The organism is Bacteroides sp. AF29-11 (genome assembly GCF_003602895.1).
Taxonomy (GTDB): Bacteria; Bacteroidota; Bacteroidia; order Bacteroidales; family Bacteroidaceae; genus Bacteroides; species Bacteroides uniformis.
Genome location: NZ_QTLY01000011.1, coordinates 1 through 14,701 on the forward strand (window position 1 = coordinate 1; position 14,701 = coordinate 14,701).

16 protein-coding genes and 1 pseudogene are annotated in these 14,701 nt (G+C 44.0%); 6 read left to right on the forward strand and 11 right to left on the reverse strand.

Features of this window, described 5'->3' with window-relative positions; genetic code table 11:
* Positions 1–384, forward strand: a pseudogene (locus DWZ03_RS17720) (hypothetical protein); the annotation flags it as partial.
* 82 nt (positions 385–466) lie between these two features.
* Here DWZ03_RS17720 and DWZ03_RS17725 read toward each other — a convergent pair.
* The 10 genes from DWZ03_RS17725 to DWZ03_RS17770 form a co-directional block, all read right to left on the reverse strand.
* On the reverse strand, positions 467–1,432 hold the full coding sequence (locus DWZ03_RS17725; RefSeq protein ID WP_120130515.1) for a PCMD domain-containing protein: 966 nt from the start codon (positions 1,430–1,432) through the stop codon (positions 467–469).
* A 25-nt stretch (positions 1,433–1,457) separates the two neighbouring features.
* Complete coding sequence (locus tag DWZ03_RS17730) at positions 1,458–2,564, reverse strand: sulfotransferase family protein (protein WP_120130476.1); 1,107 nt, start codon at positions 2,562–2,564, stop codon at positions 1,458–1,460.
* A 63-nt stretch (positions 2,565–2,627) separates the two neighbouring features.
* Positions 2,628–4,130, reverse strand: a complete 1,503-nt coding sequence (cysN, locus tag DWZ03_RS17735) for a sulfate adenylyltransferase subunit CysN (protein WP_120130477.1) — start codon at positions 4,128–4,130, stop codon at positions 2,628–2,630.
* Positions 4,127–4,486 (reverse strand): four helix bundle protein, encoded by a 360-nt coding sequence (locus DWZ03_RS17740; protein WP_057281831.1) that lies wholly within the window; start codon positions 4,484–4,486, stop codon positions 4,127–4,129. The genes cysN and DWZ03_RS17740 overlap by 4 nt, the downstream gene beginning before the upstream one ends.
* 31 nt (positions 4,487–4,517) lie before the next feature.
* Positions 4,518–5,429 carry a sulfate adenylyltransferase subunit CysD gene (cysD, locus tag DWZ03_RS17745; protein ID WP_005826557.1) on the reverse strand — a complete coding sequence of 304 codons (912 nt, stop codon included), beginning with the start codon at positions 5,427–5,429 and terminating at the stop codon, positions 4,518–4,520.
* Positions 5,430–5,435: 6 nt separating this feature from the next.
* Entirely contained in the window at positions 5,436–6,041 is a 606-nt protein-coding gene (gene cysC, locus DWZ03_RS17750; protein WP_005836053.1) for an adenylyl-sulfate kinase, read from the reverse strand.
* 21 nt (positions 6,042–6,062) lie between these two features.
* Positions 6,063–7,616: an SLC13 family permease gene (locus tag DWZ03_RS17755; protein ID WP_120130478.1), complete on the reverse strand. Its 1,554-nt coding sequence runs from the start codon at positions 7,614–7,616 to the stop codon at positions 6,063–6,065.
* Between the two features lie 7 nt (positions 7,617–7,623).
* The gene (gene cysQ, locus DWZ03_RS17760) at positions 7,624–8,448 is read right to left on the reverse strand and encodes a 3'(2'),5'-bisphosphate nucleotidase CysQ (RefSeq protein ID WP_117713963.1); all 825 of its coding nucleotides are present in this window, start codon (positions 8,446–8,448) and stop codon (positions 7,624–7,626) included.
* A 535-nt stretch (positions 8,449–8,983) separates the two neighbouring features.
* Positions 8,984–9,484: an SPOR domain-containing protein gene (locus tag DWZ03_RS17765; RefSeq protein WP_117749527.1), complete on the reverse strand. Its 501-nt coding sequence runs from the start codon at positions 9,482–9,484 to the stop codon at positions 8,984–8,986.
* Positions 9,485–9,532: 48 nt separating this feature from the next.
* Complete coding sequence (locus tag DWZ03_RS17770; RefSeq protein WP_195657627.1) at positions 9,533–9,937, reverse strand: lipocalin-like domain-containing protein; 405 nt, start codon at positions 9,935–9,937, stop codon at positions 9,533–9,535.
* Between the two features lie 174 nt (positions 9,938–10,111).
* Between DWZ03_RS17770 and DWZ03_RS17775 the strand changes: the two genes are divergently transcribed.
* From DWZ03_RS17775 to DWZ03_RS17790, 4 genes are all read left to right on the forward strand, one after another.
* The gene (locus DWZ03_RS17775) at positions 10,112–11,389 is read left to right on the forward strand and encodes a DEAD/DEAH box helicase (RefSeq protein ID WP_120130480.1); all 1,278 of its coding nucleotides are present in this window, start codon (positions 10,112–10,114) and stop codon (positions 11,387–11,389) included.
* Between the two features lie 92 nt (positions 11,390–11,481).
* Entirely contained in the window at positions 11,482–11,691 is a 210-nt protein-coding gene (locus DWZ03_RS17780; protein WP_005826568.1) for a YtxH domain-containing protein, read from the forward strand.
* 19 nt (positions 11,692–11,710) lie between these two features.
* On the forward strand, positions 11,711–12,064 hold the full coding sequence (locus DWZ03_RS17785; RefSeq protein WP_005826569.1) for a phage holin family protein: 354 nt from the start codon (positions 11,711–11,713) through the stop codon (positions 12,062–12,064).
* 12 nt (positions 12,065–12,076) lie between these two features.
* Entirely contained in the window at positions 12,077–12,337 is a 261-nt protein-coding gene (locus tag DWZ03_RS17790) for a hypothetical protein (RefSeq protein ID WP_005826570.1), read from the forward strand.
* A 74-nt stretch (positions 12,338–12,411) separates the two neighbouring features.
* Here the strand turns inward: DWZ03_RS17790 and DWZ03_RS17795 are convergent, their stop codons facing one another.
* Positions 12,412–13,383, reverse strand: a complete 972-nt coding sequence (locus tag DWZ03_RS17795) for a type I phosphomannose isomerase catalytic subunit (RefSeq protein ID WP_005836045.1) — start codon at positions 13,381–13,383, stop codon at positions 12,412–12,414.
* Between the two features lie 198 nt (positions 13,384–13,581).
* Here DWZ03_RS17795 and DWZ03_RS17800 point away from each other — a divergent pair, with 198 nt between their 5' ends.
* Positions 13,582–14,679, forward strand: coding sequence for an aldose epimerase family protein (locus DWZ03_RS17800; RefSeq protein WP_034528954.1), 1,098 nt, complete (start codon positions 13,582–13,584; stop codon positions 14,677–14,679).
* Positions 14,680–14,701 lie beyond the last annotated feature (22 nt).

Below are 14,701 nucleotides of genomic sequence, written 5' to 3' on the forward strand. Positions count from 1 at the left end.
ATGCCGGCTGTCGTGCTGGGGACGTCCGACCCGTTCACTTCTTCCGGAGGGGGGCAAGTCGGCACCACGGAAGGTAACGGATATTACAGCCGTTTCTACATTGCCGCCTCCAAGCATATACCCGTTGTGGGTAAAGAGGAGATTGGTGTCCATCTTTCCTACCTTTACAACAACCGCAAGGAGTACAAGCTGAATGGCTTTGCACTGGGTGTCACCTACAATCCGTCCTTCCATCCGCAGCTGAGGGTGATAGCGGAATATGACTCCAAGGACTTTGCCTTGGGAGCCACCTATCTGTTGTTCAAGCATCTGCATGTGCAGGTGGAAATGCAGAGGATGAAATATTTCAGTGGAGGGCTGACATACAAAATTCATCTGAAATAAGAAATAAGAAGTAACCCAAAGTCTCAGTGACTCCATTAAAAAAGCAGCTAAAGTATGACATCCAACTTTAACTGCTTTTATTCTAATATACCAATTTTACATTGTCAATCCACAACGAATTACCGGGAGAACCTATGTAAGCACCACCATGGCTGGAAGTAAACTGTAACAACAAATGAGTAGGCACATCATCTTCCGTTCCCCAGGCAACCTCCTTAATAGGTACGCTCTCTCCTTTACTATTAACTGCATAGCGTTCTTCAACTTGAAGACGCATCATGTGGGCCTTGTACGCAGGGTCACCGGTAATATCACCGTACATGATGGAATAAGTGGCATTATTATGCCAATCGGTAGTAGTATAATATCTTACGACCATCGTTCCTACGCGCTTGGCATAGATATTCCCCTTCTCATCCTCCCAACGCTTTTGCAGAAACAGATTCACTTCCGGGAAGTCCTTTCCTTCCACATCTGTGATACGGCTAAAGCCCGTTGCACGGATACGCTTCTCGCGGTCGGACATCTTTACTTTATAATCAAACTGTATGGCGATAGGTTTCTTTGTGAACGGTATGCCGGAATTCAGCATTTTCTGCGGATTTTTGGTCCCCTTGATAGGTTCGTGCACCTCACCCAGAAACATAGAGCCGGCAGCCAGCACCGTGATATCTACTATTCCAAAAACCTTCACACTCTCCATACGGGTGTCCATGCGGGCGCAGAAACCATTCCCTCTCTTTTCCGGGAAAACAGAAGTATTAGTTTTCGTGATACCGGCTACCCGCGCCATCACATTGGATGTCGCCCACGGCGAACCTCCCATATTCTTGTACGCCTTGCTTTCAGTGATAGTAGCAGTAGGCCCGATGGCATACACATTCTTCGTGGCACCGCCAATAATACCGGATTCCTTGATTTGGCGGTCAATCCATTGATCCATATTTCCAAAAGGAATCATCTCTACCTCGTGCTGCTGCGCAGAAACGGCTCCACAACAAAGCATGGCAGACAGCACTCCCAACATACGAATTTTCTTTTGAATCATTTCTCTCATTGATAATTGACAATCATTATAAATCGTACTTCCACTGTTCCAGCGCAAAATTCCAGTTATCCTGAACCAACTGCACTGTACGCTCATCATACTTGTATTTATTCTTCTTATATCCTTTCTTTCCGCCTACATACTTTTCGATATCGGCACGCGCCTCTGCAAAGCCCGGAATGGACAAAGCCTTGTAGATATGTTCAGTCATTCCCATTGCATCCGCTTCGAAGTCCTCAAACTTCACCTCTATCAAGTTTCCTTCAGGAATGCATGCCTTGTCCGCTTCGTACTTATGATACAGTTTGGCATAAATGGACAAAATATTCTTCTCAAGCTCCTCATGACTGATATCCTGCAGTTTCAACGGCTGAATGGTGTTAGTAAAGAAACTACGTGTGCTTTCGAAAACAGTATAAGGATTACGCATCAGATAGATAAACTTGGCATTGGGGAACATCTTGACAAGCTCTTTCACACGTCCCGTATGAGGCGGATTCTTACTAAGAAACTGGGTTCCGTTCGTATTCCAAAGAGAAATCTTTATCAGTTTGACGAAAGTCTCCTCAAATACTTTCAGCTCTTTCTCTGTGATGTCATCAAACAGCAGGTATTTATCGGCATACTCTTGCTGATATTCGGGCAGGAACCAGAAATTATAATAGGTGTAGGGCATCATATTTGCCAAAGCAAACTCCTCTTCTTGCGGAAGGTCAACGGCAAGTTCCATATTGTCCGTGGGACGTTTGTCCGGCATCAACCAACTCATGTTCTTCTTGAAGAAAGGCTGCCCCCACATCATAAGATGCGGAAATACAGTCTGGTATGTCGTGTTGTAGCCGAAATGCTTGTCGCAGGAGAAAACATTATGCACAAACGTAGTCCCGCTACGCCAGTGTCCCAAAATGAACACCGGATCATGCTCCAAGGGCTTATCTGCCAGGAGCTTTTCATAGCGTCTGTCCTGCAGAGGAGCCAAAGTGGACAGCAGGCGGCAGACAACTTTTGTCAGCCGATACTTGCCTTTGTAGGCAGCACCGATGTCACGACCGCCCGTTATATCCTTGAATGTTTTCCAATCCGCACCTACCAGGGTGTTTATCGGAAGCTTATTGAATTCTAACAATCCCATTATTATCTTTATATTAATATGTTATGGTTTTCTTCCGGTGATACCGAGAGAGAACTGCAATACTTATAAAGAAGTACTGCGCTCTATCCGTACAGCCACGCCCTGGCGTTCCAGCTCTTTCACAGCCTTTTCTATAGCTTCGTAATGTTCGGGAGCTATACCCAGCTTAGGCAAATTCAGTATAGGCAGGTCCTCAGCTAAGTGCATGTCCTTATCCTCCACCCTATCGATAATCATACCTACAGCACTGGTATTGTTGGTTATCGGGTCTATCAAGATGAACGAACCGGTAGCCTTATTCTGCCGATAAGGGTCAAAGAAAAGCTCTTTGGCAGTAGTCAGCACCACACGCGCAATTTGATTGAGCTGCATCGGCAATGTTTCCTTGCTCAACTTTCCGTTGTCAATGGAAAGATGCTCCATCGTATTGACATCCACCTTATACTTGATGCTGTCGATGCGGGTGCGGCTTATATTGGTGGTCTGTTTGATGAAGAATGATTTGTTGATATCCATCGGCTCTTCATCCATCCAAACCAGCATCGTTTCAAAATTGCGGTCCATGACGGGCAGGTTATCCGGATGTACCAGCATTTCCCCTCTCGACACATCTATTTCGTCCTCCAGAGTCAAGGTGACGGACTGGGGCGGAAAGGCGTAATCCAATTCGCCGTCGTATGTAACTATACTCTTGATATGCGACTTCTTACCGGAAGGCAATGCCATCACTTCATCTCCCTTACGAATAATACCCGAAGCCACCTTACCGCAAAAACCACGGAAATCGAGATTGGGGCGCAAGACGTATTGAACCGGGAAACGAAAATCCTTCAAATTATGGTCGTTGTCAATATGTACCGTCTCCAGAAAGTCAAGAAGTGAAATACCCTCATACCAAGGAGTACGTTCCGATTTCTCCACCACATTGTCGCCATCCAAAGCTGACAGCGGAATGCAGTTTACGTCAGGAATACCCAATGGAGCTATAAACTTCCGGTATTCATCGACTATCTCATTAAAACGTTCTTCGGAAAAATCCACCAGGTCCATCTTATTGACAGCAAGCACCACATGCTTGATGCCAAGCAACGACACCAGAAAAGTATGCCGGCGCGTCTGCGTAATGACACCCATACGTGCATCCACCAGAATAATTGCCAAGTTAGCTGTAGAGCCCCCGGTAATCATGTTGCGTGTGTACTGCTCGTGTCCCGGAGTGTCGGCAATGATAAACTTACGATTGTTGGTCGAGAAGTAGCGGTATGCCACGTCGATGGTGATGCCTTGTTCGCGCTCCGCCTTCAAGCCGTCCAGCAAAAGGGCGTAGTCAATGTGGTCGCCGGCATTTCCCATGCGCTTGCTGTCGCGTTCCAGTGCGTCCAGCTGGTCCTCATATAGTTTCTTGCTGTCGAACAACAGACGGCCTATCAATGTGGATTTTCCGTCATCCACAGAACCGGCAGTCAGTAAGCGCAACAAGTCTTTCTGCTCATCCTTTCGGAGAAACTCCGAAATTGACAATTGACAATTGACTATTGACAATTCGTCCTTACACCTATCTTTCATACTTTATTTTCTTTCATTTTTTTTATAATCGAAATAAGGAGCCTCAACAGTTCCCTACAATCTTCTATTATGGAATTATATTCATCCGCTGAGAGATAATCAGATTCTTTTAATAGCATCAGCCAATATTCTGTTTCATTTGCTTCTTTTAGAGCAATACTCAATTTATTGATAAAATCAGCTTTTGACTGAGCATGTTCACTTTCCTTAATCAAAGCACCTACAGCTGTTCCGCTTCTCAATATTTGCTTAGAAAGAACAAGCTCCTTTCTATGCTCACACAGCAACTTGTAAAGTCTGACAATCCGTATTGCAAAAGCAAACGATTTATCCATTATGAGATTACCTTTCCCCATAATTGTCAATTGTCAATTATCAATTGTCAATTTAAAAGTATCCCTCGCGCTTCTTCTGCTCCATGCTTGCGTCTTGGTCGAAGTCAATGACACGGGTCGTCCGTTCACTCTTGGTGGTGGTCATCATTTCCTCGACAATCTTCTCGATGGTATCGGCATCGCTTTCCACAGCACCGGTCAACGGCCAGCAACCCAGCGTACGGAAACGCACCATACGCATCTTTATCTGGTCGCGGTACTGTTCCGGCAAGCGGTCGTCATCCGCCATTATCAGATTTCCGTCAATCTCCACACAAGGACGTTCCTTGGCAAAATACAACGGCACAATAGGGATGTTTTCCAAACGTATATATTGCCAGATGTCCAGCTCCGTCCAATTACTTAACGGAAATACGCGGATACTCTCTCCTTTATGTACCCGGGCATTATAAATATCCCACAATTCGGGACGCTGATTTTTGGGGTCCCATTGATGGAACTTGTCGCGGAAAGAGAAAATACGCTCTTTGGCACGTGACTTCTCCTCGTCGCGGCGAGCACCACCGAATGCCGCATCAAACTTATACTTATCCAATGCGTGGAGCAAAGCCTGCGTTTTCATCAAGTCCGTATGCACCTTGCTGCCATGCGTAAAAGGCCCGACACCTGCATTGAAAGCTTCCATATTGCTTTCCACTATCAGGTTCCAACCATACTTCTTGGCATACTCGTCACGGAACTGTATCATCTCCTTAAACTTCCACTTGGAATCGATGTGCATCAACGGGAACGGCACTTTGCCGGGAGCAAACGCCTTTTCGGCCAAGCGCACCATAACCGAAGAATCCTTGCCGATACTATACAGCATCACCGGATTTTCAAACTCCGCTGCCACTTCACGGATAATATGAATGGACTCTGCTTCGAGTTCCTTCAAATGGCTCAATTTATATTCTTCTTTCATTATATCTTATTTCTTCTGAATTCTTGGTAAAATGAGTTCCAACAGTTTATTGACCGATTCTTCCAGGCTGAGAACAGAGGTGTCCAACGTCAAAGCCGGATGAGCCGGTTCCTCAAAAGGCGCGGAAATACCTGTAAAATTCTTGATTTCTCCCTTACGTGCCTTGGCATAAAGTCCCTTCACGTCACGGCGTTCACACTCTTCAAGCGGGGTACTGACATAAACTTCCAGAAAATCGTCTTGTCCGATAATATCAGCCGCCATTTCACGAATATCGTTATTAGGACTGATAAAAGCCGCGATTGTTATAACACCCGTATCAAGAAAGAGTTTGGAAACTTCGGCTATACGCCGGATATTCTCCACACGGTCGGCCTCCGTAAAACCGAGGTTATTGTTGATGCCACTGCGGATGTTGTCACCATCCAGGATACGGCAAAGCAATCCTCTTTTATGAAGTTCGCGCTCCAAGGCAATGGCTATCGTACTTTTGCCGGAGCCGCTCAAGCCGGTAAACCAAACCATCACGCTGTGCTGCTTCAACAAGTCTTCTTTGTCTTTCCGCATCAGCATTTTGTCAAATATCGGATATATGTGGTTGTTTTCTTCCATATGTTATTATTTCTTCTTTTTTTAAAATGGCCAAATTAAAGGAATCAAGAAAATGGATATCAGGAAAGTAATGATATTCAAAGGTAACCCGATGCGTACAAAATCCGTGAACTTATAGTTACCGATACCTTGTACAATCAAATTAGTCTGATACCCTATAGGAGTGGAGAAGCTGGCAGAAGCCGCCATACAAATTACAACGAAGAAAGGCATCGGACTGACTCCCATCTGTGAAGAGATGGAAAGTGCCAACGGGAAAGCGAGTGCCGCGGCCGCATTGTTCGTAATCAGTTCTGTAAACAAGTTCGTTATGATAAACACAGCAGCCAGCAACACGTGGGGGCCATAATGATGGCTCATGCCTATAATGAAACGCGCCACAGCATCTGCCACTCCGGAATTCACCATCGCCTTGCTGATAGCAAAAGCACAAGCAATCGTTATCAGAATATCCCAAGATATATATTTGGTATACTTGCGGGCCGGAAATATCTTTGTCCAGGCCATAATGATAGTAGTAATGGAAACGAAGAAAAACATATCCAACTTGATTTCCGGAAAAGCTTCCTTGACAACCGGAAGTTCACCAACCGTTGCACCCACTATCATCAATATCAGCAAAGCCAAGGCAAACCAGCGCTTTCCCTTTCCGGGCACCGGTTCCGTATCCTTGCCATTGGCCAGCAACACGAACACCGAAGATTCCCCCCAGGTCTTTACAAAAGAGTCATCAGCCATCACCACCAGCGTATCCCCTTCGCGGAGATATTCATTTTCCAGATTTCCGACAATGCTCTGACCGCTACGCTTGATCTCTTTTACCTCAGCCCCATAATGCCGCTTGAAATTAAAATCCCCGAGTTTCTTGTTGATACCGGGAAAACGGGCGCCGAGTACAGCTTCCACCCGATGCAAATCTCCATGCTCCTCCGGCTCCTCCTCCAGCTTTACCGCATCCGTACGAACATCCGGCAAAAGCCTTGAGGAAAAAGCGAACAGATAAAGGATGCCTGCAATCGCGACGAAAATGCCCACTTTACCCAACTCGAACATAGTAAAGCCTTCATATCCGGCTTCCAATATCATACCATGCACCACCAGATTGGTCGACGTCCCTATCAGGGTGCAGATTCCGCCAAGTATCGTCACATAAGAAAGGGGTATAAGGAACTTGGTAGCAGGCAATTTTACAGATTCGGCCCAACGCTTGATAATGGGAGCAAAGATAACAACCACCGGAGTATTGTTTAGAAAAGCTGAAATAAAAGCAATGGTGGGCAACATACGGAACTGCGCTTTAAAGACCGTAGTCTTACCTTGGGGAAGCAGCTTCTTGATTACTTGCCCCAAAGCACCCGACTGCCTGATGCCTTCACTGACCAAAAACAGCATGGCAACAGTAATCATCCCCTTATTACTGAACCCTTCCAGCATCTCCTTAGGAGTGAGGATACCTGCACACAAGAACAATACTACGACAGAAAAGAGCACCATGCCCGGACGCATTTTATCCAGAACCAAGGCAATCACCATGCCCAACAATGCCAGCAGCACAAACAATATCTCAAATGTCATAAAGTCGTTATTTTATTTCGGTATGCTTGGGTTCTACGATAAACCACGGATTCAGCAAATCCTCCTTATTATATTGCAAAGGTTCTTCCTTCCCCGCCTGATAAATTTCCATTCCGGCAGCATGTGCAATAGCATGCCCAGCCGCCGTATCCCATTCCATCGTAGGGGCAAAACGAGGATATACATCAGCCTTGCCTTCAGCTACCAGACAAATCTTGATGGAACTTCCACTTGATATAAGCTCAACTTCCGCATGGCTGCATTTCATTTTCTCGATATAATCTTCTGTCTCGGGCGTCAGATGCGAACGGGAAGCCACAATTACAAACCGTTCGTGCACGCTTGTTTCCGGCAGCCGGACAGCTTTCGCAAGCAGTTCATCCCACGACATTCCATCACGTGCAGTAATACCGGATAGCTTATAAGCACCCGAATCATGCACTCCAAAATAGAGCTCCTTTTTTACCGGCACATAAATGACTCCCATTACCGGTACTGAGTGATGCACCAAAGCTATATTCACTGTGAACTCACCGTTCCTCTTGATGAACTCCTTCGTACCGTCCAAAGGGTCTACAATCCATAAAGTTTCCCAACTCCGTCGTTCCGAAAAAGGCAAATGTTTGCCTTCCTCGCTTAGCAGAGGGAAAGGTGTATCAGCCAAAAAACGGCAGATAGTTTCATGAGCCTTACGGTCGGCAATAGTAAGAGGAGAATTATCCGCTTTTTTTTCTACCTGAAAATCCGATGCCGGATCATCGTAAATGGAAAGAATTTTCTCGCCAGCCTGCAAAGCGGCATCAATCGCATTCAGTATATATCGTCGTTCCATACTATATTCTTCTCAAAGATAAGGCACAAAATTAAAAACTTTTTCAGGTCTAAAAGTTTCCACCTCTTGTTTTATAACTTCTTTTAAACGAAAGAGAGAATATTATAAGCACTTTTCACAATCAAGAAAATCAATCCGGAGCAGAGAAATAGAGTGAAATATTCACGAAGGAAGAGGAACTAAAGAGACTGTGACAACATGAGTTTATCTGGGTCTTTTCTCAATTAGTCCGTTAGTTCACAGTACTGAACACTTTGTTTCAACCTTTAAAAACAAGTTGTTTCAGTATATAAAAACATTTTGTTTTTATGCGATAGAACGAGATGTTCTGTTAAGAGAAACAAAGTGTTCTCTTTAATGAAACAAACTGTTCTGTTAAAGGAAACACTTTGTTTTGCCAAACCAAACACGCGACAGCGCCAGCCTTCACATTCTTTCGGCATATCATGAAAAAGGCAGTAACTTCGCAGTTACTGCCTCATCTTGAAAGGAAACATACATTCCTTTCTGTTATGAATTACCAAAAAGAATTCTATTAATTGACGCTATACAGCAACCATGCCTTCTGGAAGTCATCATTCGAAGGATGTTTAGCTTTGAAAGAGTCGCGCAGATTCTCGGCGGATGCTCTGTCATCGAATGTACCGATAACTACACGATACAGATTTCTTTCTGCATTATGAACTACCATTGCAGTATAGCCTTCATTCACCAATGCCTGCTTCACACCTTCCGCATTAGCTTTCACGCTATAAGCTCCGCAAACTACACTAAAGGTTTTCAAGCTGGTACCACCTGATACCACAGTCACCTTTTCCTGACGCATGCCGGCAGGTGCACTTTCCACCACCTTTACTTCTACTGGAGCGGTAACCACTGGAGCCACCTCTTCAGCAGGGGCAGTTGTTTGCGGCTCGGCCAATTCCTGCTGTTTTGCCTTTTCATATGCTTTCTTATAAGCACTTTCACTTGATTTACAAGAAGAGAATGCCAGAGCTATGCATACTCCCATTCCCAATACGGCTAATTTTTTCATCTTTTCTATTGTTTTTATTAGTAAAATCGTCTATTCTTATTCTTTATCTCAAAATTTTCGAAAAATAGATTTCGTGCCCTCATATTCCAAACGCAATGAAGAGTAGGACAAATCTTCTACTTTAAAGGTACGTTTTCCTTCCGGCCACCCGAAATAAGTATCATAGTTTTTATAGTTAACACTTTCAGGCAACAAAATAATGGAAATTTCAGCACCTTTCAAAGAATAATTTCCAAAAAACGTAGTCACCCCTCCATATTTCAACAAACATATGGCAGAAAAACTTCCTTTTTGAAAATTATAGAATACACTGTCCACCTTCTCTGATGTACCGTCGGCATATTGATACTGACGCAACTGCCACTTACCGGCCAAGTCACCCCCACCATTCATGCAAGCGGTCAAAGTACAAGCCACCAATACAATCCAAAGATATTTTAAATGCAATTTCATCATTTTTCCATGCCACTATCTAAATATGGAACAAAAGTACACCATAACATGCGATTATACCTCAGCATCCTTAGTTAAATATAATTAAACCCCTCCATAAAAAGAGATTTCCCGGAAGACTTGACGTATATTTGCCAAATATAAACAGAGCATGAGGCTCACTTAATTGATTACATGACATTTGAAAATTTGAATTTGATAGAACCTATATTGAAGGCTCTTCAAGAAGAGGGGTATTCCACCCCTACCCCAATCCAGGAAAAATCGATCCCTATATTACTTCAAGGAAAAGACTTATTAGGATGTGCTCAAACCGGAACAGGCAAAACCGCCGCATTTTCCATCCCTATCTTGCAAAAGTTATATAAAACGGATAACCGCAAAAGTATCAAAGCACTCATTCTGACGCCGACCCGCGAGTTGGCCATACAGATAGGAGAATGCTTCAGTGCATATGGTAAGTATACCGGATTGAGACATGCCGTCATCTTCGGCGGTGTAGGACAAAAGCCACAGACAGACGAACTGAAACGTGGAGTACAAATACTGATTGCAACTCCCGGACGACTGCAAGACCTGGTCAACCAAGGTTTCATTAACCTAAAAGCGCTCGAGTTCTTCGTATTGGACGAAGCGGACCGGATGCTAGACATGGGATTCATACATGATATCCGACGCATATTAAAGTTGTTGCCAGCAAAACGGCAGACTCTCTTCTTCTCGGCCACAATGCCTCCAGAAATAGAGACCTTGGCAAACTCCATGCTGACGCACCCCGAGAAAGTGGAAGTCACCCCTGCATCGTCTACGGTTGACACAATCTCCCAATCAGTCTATTTCGTTGAGAAAAAAGAGAAAAAAGACTTACTGATTCATCTGCTGAAGAATCCGGCTATCAAGTCCGTACTTATCTTCACCAGAACTAAATATGGAGCAGACAAACTTGCACGTACCCTTAGTAAGTCCGGAATAAGAGCCGAAGCCATACATGGAAACAAGTCGCAGAATGCCCGACAGCGAGCACTGACCGGCTTTAAGAACCATGAACTGCGTGTACTGATAGCAACCGATATTGCAGCACGAGGTATCGACGTGGACCAACTATCACACGTCATCAACTATGAGTTGCCCAACATTCCGGAAACATACGTGCACCGTATCGGACGAACCGGACGTGCCGGCCACGACGGTATTGCCCTCTCCTTTTGCGAATCGGAAGAACTGCCTTACCTGAAAGATATCCAAAAATTGATAGGGAAAAGTATCCCAGTAATAAAAGAACACCCTTTTGTCACCGCCGATGGTTTAAAAGCACAGAAAATCAAGACTGAAGAAATTAAGGCCAAAACCAAGGAAAACAAAATCTATCGCGGGAGCCGTACGAATGGAGACTTTTGGAGAAGAAAAAAGCAAACCTCGCAAAACAACACCCAAAAAGGAGTTGGAAGATAAGGACAATCATAAAAAAACTGATATTCCGAACAAAGTTTCAAAAAAATTTGTTAGTTTTGTCGTACGAACCTCAAAAAGAAAGGAATATCATTATGAAAGGATTAAATGTTTTAGCAGCTTTCCTGGGTGGCGCCGCAGTAGGTGCAGCCCTCGGTATCTTATTTGCTCCTGAAAAAGGAGAAGACACCCGTAACAAAATCGCAGAAATTCTCCGTAAGAAAGGGATTCGTCTGAACCGAAGCGAAATGGAAGACTTGGTAGATGAAATTGCTGCGGAAATCAAAGGTGAGGTAACGGAATAAGGTAAAAAACAGAACCACTATGTTTGCAGACGACAAAAGTATAGAAAATATGCAGCAGCTCTTCATTGAATTCAAGAAATACCTGGAGCTGCAAAAAGAATATACCAAACTGGAAGTCACCGAAAAACTATCCAAACTGCTTTCTACACTTTTATTGGTGCTATTGGTCGTCATACTCGGCGTAGTGGTTCTGTTTCATCTGTCGTTTACGCTGGTCTATATCTTAGCTCCGCTGGTAGGCGGGCTAATGATGAGTTTTGCACTTATCACGTGCTTCCATATCCTACTCATCGTTCTGCTTGTCCTATTCCGCAAAAAGCTCATTATTGATCCGACAGTAAAACTTATCGCAGAATTATTCTTAGACAATTAATTCGAAATATTCATGGATAATACGACCAATACGACTCCCGTCACTTTAGAAAGCATCGCCCAGAAAAAAGCCATGCTGCTACAAGAAATACGACTCCAGAAAGAAATCATGACTGGGCTTACACAAGAAATTTTTGCTCCGCTGGAACCAGCTACCAACAAGGCAAATGCCATGATGAGAGCATTCAACACGGGTATGGCTGTTTTTGACGGTATAGTATTGGGGGTAAAGGTAATGAAGAAATTCAGAAAAATATTTGGAAGAAAGAGATAGAATATCGGATAAAAAAAGAGGGGATGGCCATAACAGTCATCCCCTCTTTTTTATCCGATATAGTCTGAGCACTTTTATACGTACGTCTCAAGCAACTTCACTGCTCCTTCAGGCACAATCGTCACTTCTTGGGTTGCAGCTGGCAGCAGGATTGTTTCGCCCGCTTGTACGGAAACTTCATTCTTCTCATTATCAATAATACGGCAAGAACCCTCCACACAAATAAAAATAACAAAAGAATCCAGTTCAGAATAGTCACAAGTGATTTCTTCCGTCATGTCATAGATGGAAGTCGTGAAATACGGGCTTGCCACCATTTCTACCGGTTCATTCTGCACCTGCTCGTACTCCGTACGAAAATCGTCCTGCACATCTGCAAAATTAATGGCATCAATGGCCTGGCTTGTATGCAGTTCTCTTGATTTACCATCCTTATCCTTACGATTGTAATCAAAAATACGGTAAGTGATATCCGACGTTTGCTGTATTTCTGCTACAAAAGCTCCCGCACCGATTCCATGTACCCGACCTGCAGGCACATAAAACACATCGCCCGGTTTAATGGCGCAAGTCTGCAGAACATCCGCAAACGTACCATTATACACTCGTTCCTTATATTCTTTCGGAGTAATCTGCTCTGCAAAACCGGAAATCAGCTTGGCACCCTGGTCAGCAGCAATAACATACCACATTTCATTTTTACCAAAACTGTTATGACGTTTCTTAGCCAACTCGTCACCCGGGTGTACCTGAATCGACAAGTCCAACTTGGCATCAATAAACTTTATCAATAAAGGAAACTTATTTCCGAAACGTGCATAGTTGGCTTCTCCTACCAGGTCTTCCTTATATTTTCTGACCATATCCGGCAGCGTCAATCCTTTGTCTGCACCATTGGCCACTATAGACTCACTGCCTTCTACTGCCGACACTTCCCAACTCTCGCCTACATTGGCAAGGGTATCATTCAAATGTTTGAATGGAATAATCTTGTCGCCTCCCCAAAGCGTCTGCTTCAGAATAGGCTCAAATTTTAGAGGATACATTCGTTGTTTTTATTAGAACTTTCTGTTAATGATGTGATTTTTTTAGATTCCGGGGGCAAACATACAAAAAATATCAATTTGTATTCCATTTGTTAAACGCTAAACTTTCCTAAAATGTTCTCCACATTTCCTTCCAATTACTTGGGGGAACAAAAGAATTTCTTTTTATTTGCAAGAAATTTAATTAATACCATGAATATGATAAACACTACTCCAACAGAAAGTAATTTGTCCGGTTTGAACCAAAAAGACTTTCAAAAGGATATAAATAACAAAAAGACAGATTTGTTTATCCTGAAGAATGCCCAGGGAATGGAAGTTGCAGTTACTAATTACGGCTGTGCAATACTTTCCATCATGGTACCCGACAAAAATGGCAAATATGCCAATGTTGTATTAGGACACGACAGTATTGAACATGTAATCAACAGCCCGGAACCTTTTCTAAACACTACCATCGGACGCTACGGTAACCGGATAGCTAAAGGAAAGTTTACTTTATACGGCGAAGAGCACCAATTGGCAATCAACAATGGTCCCAACTCACTGCATGGTGGTCCGACTGGTTTTCATACCCGTGTATGGGATGCTGTCCAGCCAGAGCCATCAACAGTCATCTTCAACTACACATCCGCTGACGGCGAAGAGGGCTTCCCCGGAAATCTCGAAGTAGAAATGACTTATCGCCTGGAGGATGAGACCAATGCTCTGGTCATCGAATACCGGGCTACTACCGATAAAGCCACCATCGTCAATCTGACCAATCACGGTTTCTTCAATCTTGCCGGTATAGCCAATCCCTCCCCTACAGTCTTAAACAATATCGTTACCATCAACGCAGATTTTTATGTACCCATCGATGAAGTATCCATTCCTACCGGAGAGATATTGAAGGTAGAAGGTACTCCTATGGATTTCCGTACTCCCCATACTCTTGGTGAACGAATTGATGAGAAACATACACAAATTGTGAATGGCGCAGGATATGACCATTGCTATGTACTGAACAAGACTGAAAGTGGAGAGCTGAGCCTTGCAGCCACCTGCATAGAGCCCAACAGCGGGCGAACGATGGAAGTATATACCACTGAAAATGGCGTCCAGCTCTACACAGGAAACTGGCTCGGGGGCTTTGAAGGTGCCCATGGAGCCACTTTCCCTGCAAGAAGTGCAGTCTGCTTTGAGGCCCAGTGTTTTCCCGATACGCCCAACAAGTCCCATTTTCCGTCGGCAGTATTGCTACCGGGTGATGAGTACCAGCAAGTGACAATCTACAAGTTTGGTGTACAAGAATGAAATAACTAATCCAATTTATAAA

Excerpts from the sequence above, each read along its gene's own strand:
- DWZ03_RS17725 (WP_120130515.1), bottom strand. The coding sequence starts at position 1,432 with ATGATTCAAAAGAAAATTCGTATGTTGGGAGTGCTGTCTGCCATGCTT.
- cysN (WP_120130477.1), bottom strand. The coding sequence starts at position 4,130 with ATGAAAGATAGGTGTAAGGACGAATTGTCAATAGTCAATTGTCAATTG.
- cysD (WP_005826557.1), bottom strand. The coding sequence starts at position 5,429 with ATGAAAGAAGAATATAAATTGAGCCATTTGAAGGAACTCGAAGCAGAG.
- cysQ (WP_117713963.1), bottom strand. The coding sequence starts at position 8,448 with ATGGAACGACGATATATACTGAATGCGATTGATGCCGCTTTGCAGGCT.
- DWZ03_RS17780 (WP_005826568.1), top strand. The coding sequence starts at position 11,482 with ATGAAAGGATTAAATGTTTTAGCAGCTTTCCTGGGTGGCGCCGCAGTA.
- DWZ03_RS17795 (WP_005836045.1), bottom strand. The coding sequence starts at position 13,383 with ATGTATCCTCTAAAATTTGAGCCTATTCTGAAGCAGACGCTTTGGGGA.
- DWZ03_RS17740 (WP_057281831.1), bottom strand. The coding sequence starts at position 4,486 with ATGGGGAAAGGTAATCTCATAATGGATAAATCGTTTGCTTTTGCAATA.
- DWZ03_RS17800 (WP_034528954.1), top strand. The coding sequence starts at position 13,582 with ATGATAAACACTACTCCAACAGAAAGTAATTTGTCCGGTTTGAACCAA.
- DWZ03_RS17785 (WP_005826569.1), top strand. The coding sequence starts at position 11,711 with ATGTTTGCAGACGACAAAAGTATAGAAAATATGCAGCAGCTCTTCATT.
- DWZ03_RS17730 (WP_120130476.1), bottom strand. The coding sequence starts at position 2,564 with ATGGGATTGTTAGAATTCAATAAGCTTCCGATAAACACCCTGGTAGGT.
- DWZ03_RS17765 (WP_117749527.1), bottom strand. The coding sequence starts at position 9,484 with ATGAAAAAATTAGCCGTATTGGGAATGGGAGTATGCATAGCTCTGGCA.
- DWZ03_RS17770 (WP_195657627.1), bottom strand. The coding sequence starts at position 9,937 with ATGAAATTGCATTTAAAATATCTTTGGATTGTATTGGTGGCTTGTACT.
- DWZ03_RS17755 (WP_120130478.1), bottom strand. The coding sequence starts at position 7,616 with ATGACATTTGAGATATTGTTTGTGCTGCTGGCATTGTTGGGCATGGTG.
- cysC (WP_005836053.1), bottom strand. The coding sequence starts at position 6,041 with ATGGAAGAAAACAACCACATATATCCGATATTTGACAAAATGCTGATG.
- DWZ03_RS17790 (WP_005826570.1), top strand. The coding sequence starts at position 12,077 with ATGGATAATACGACCAATACGACTCCCGTCACTTTAGAAAGCATCGCC.
- DWZ03_RS17775 (WP_120130480.1), top strand. The coding sequence starts at position 10,112 with ATGACATTTGAAAATTTGAATTTGATAGAACCTATATTGAAGGCTCTT.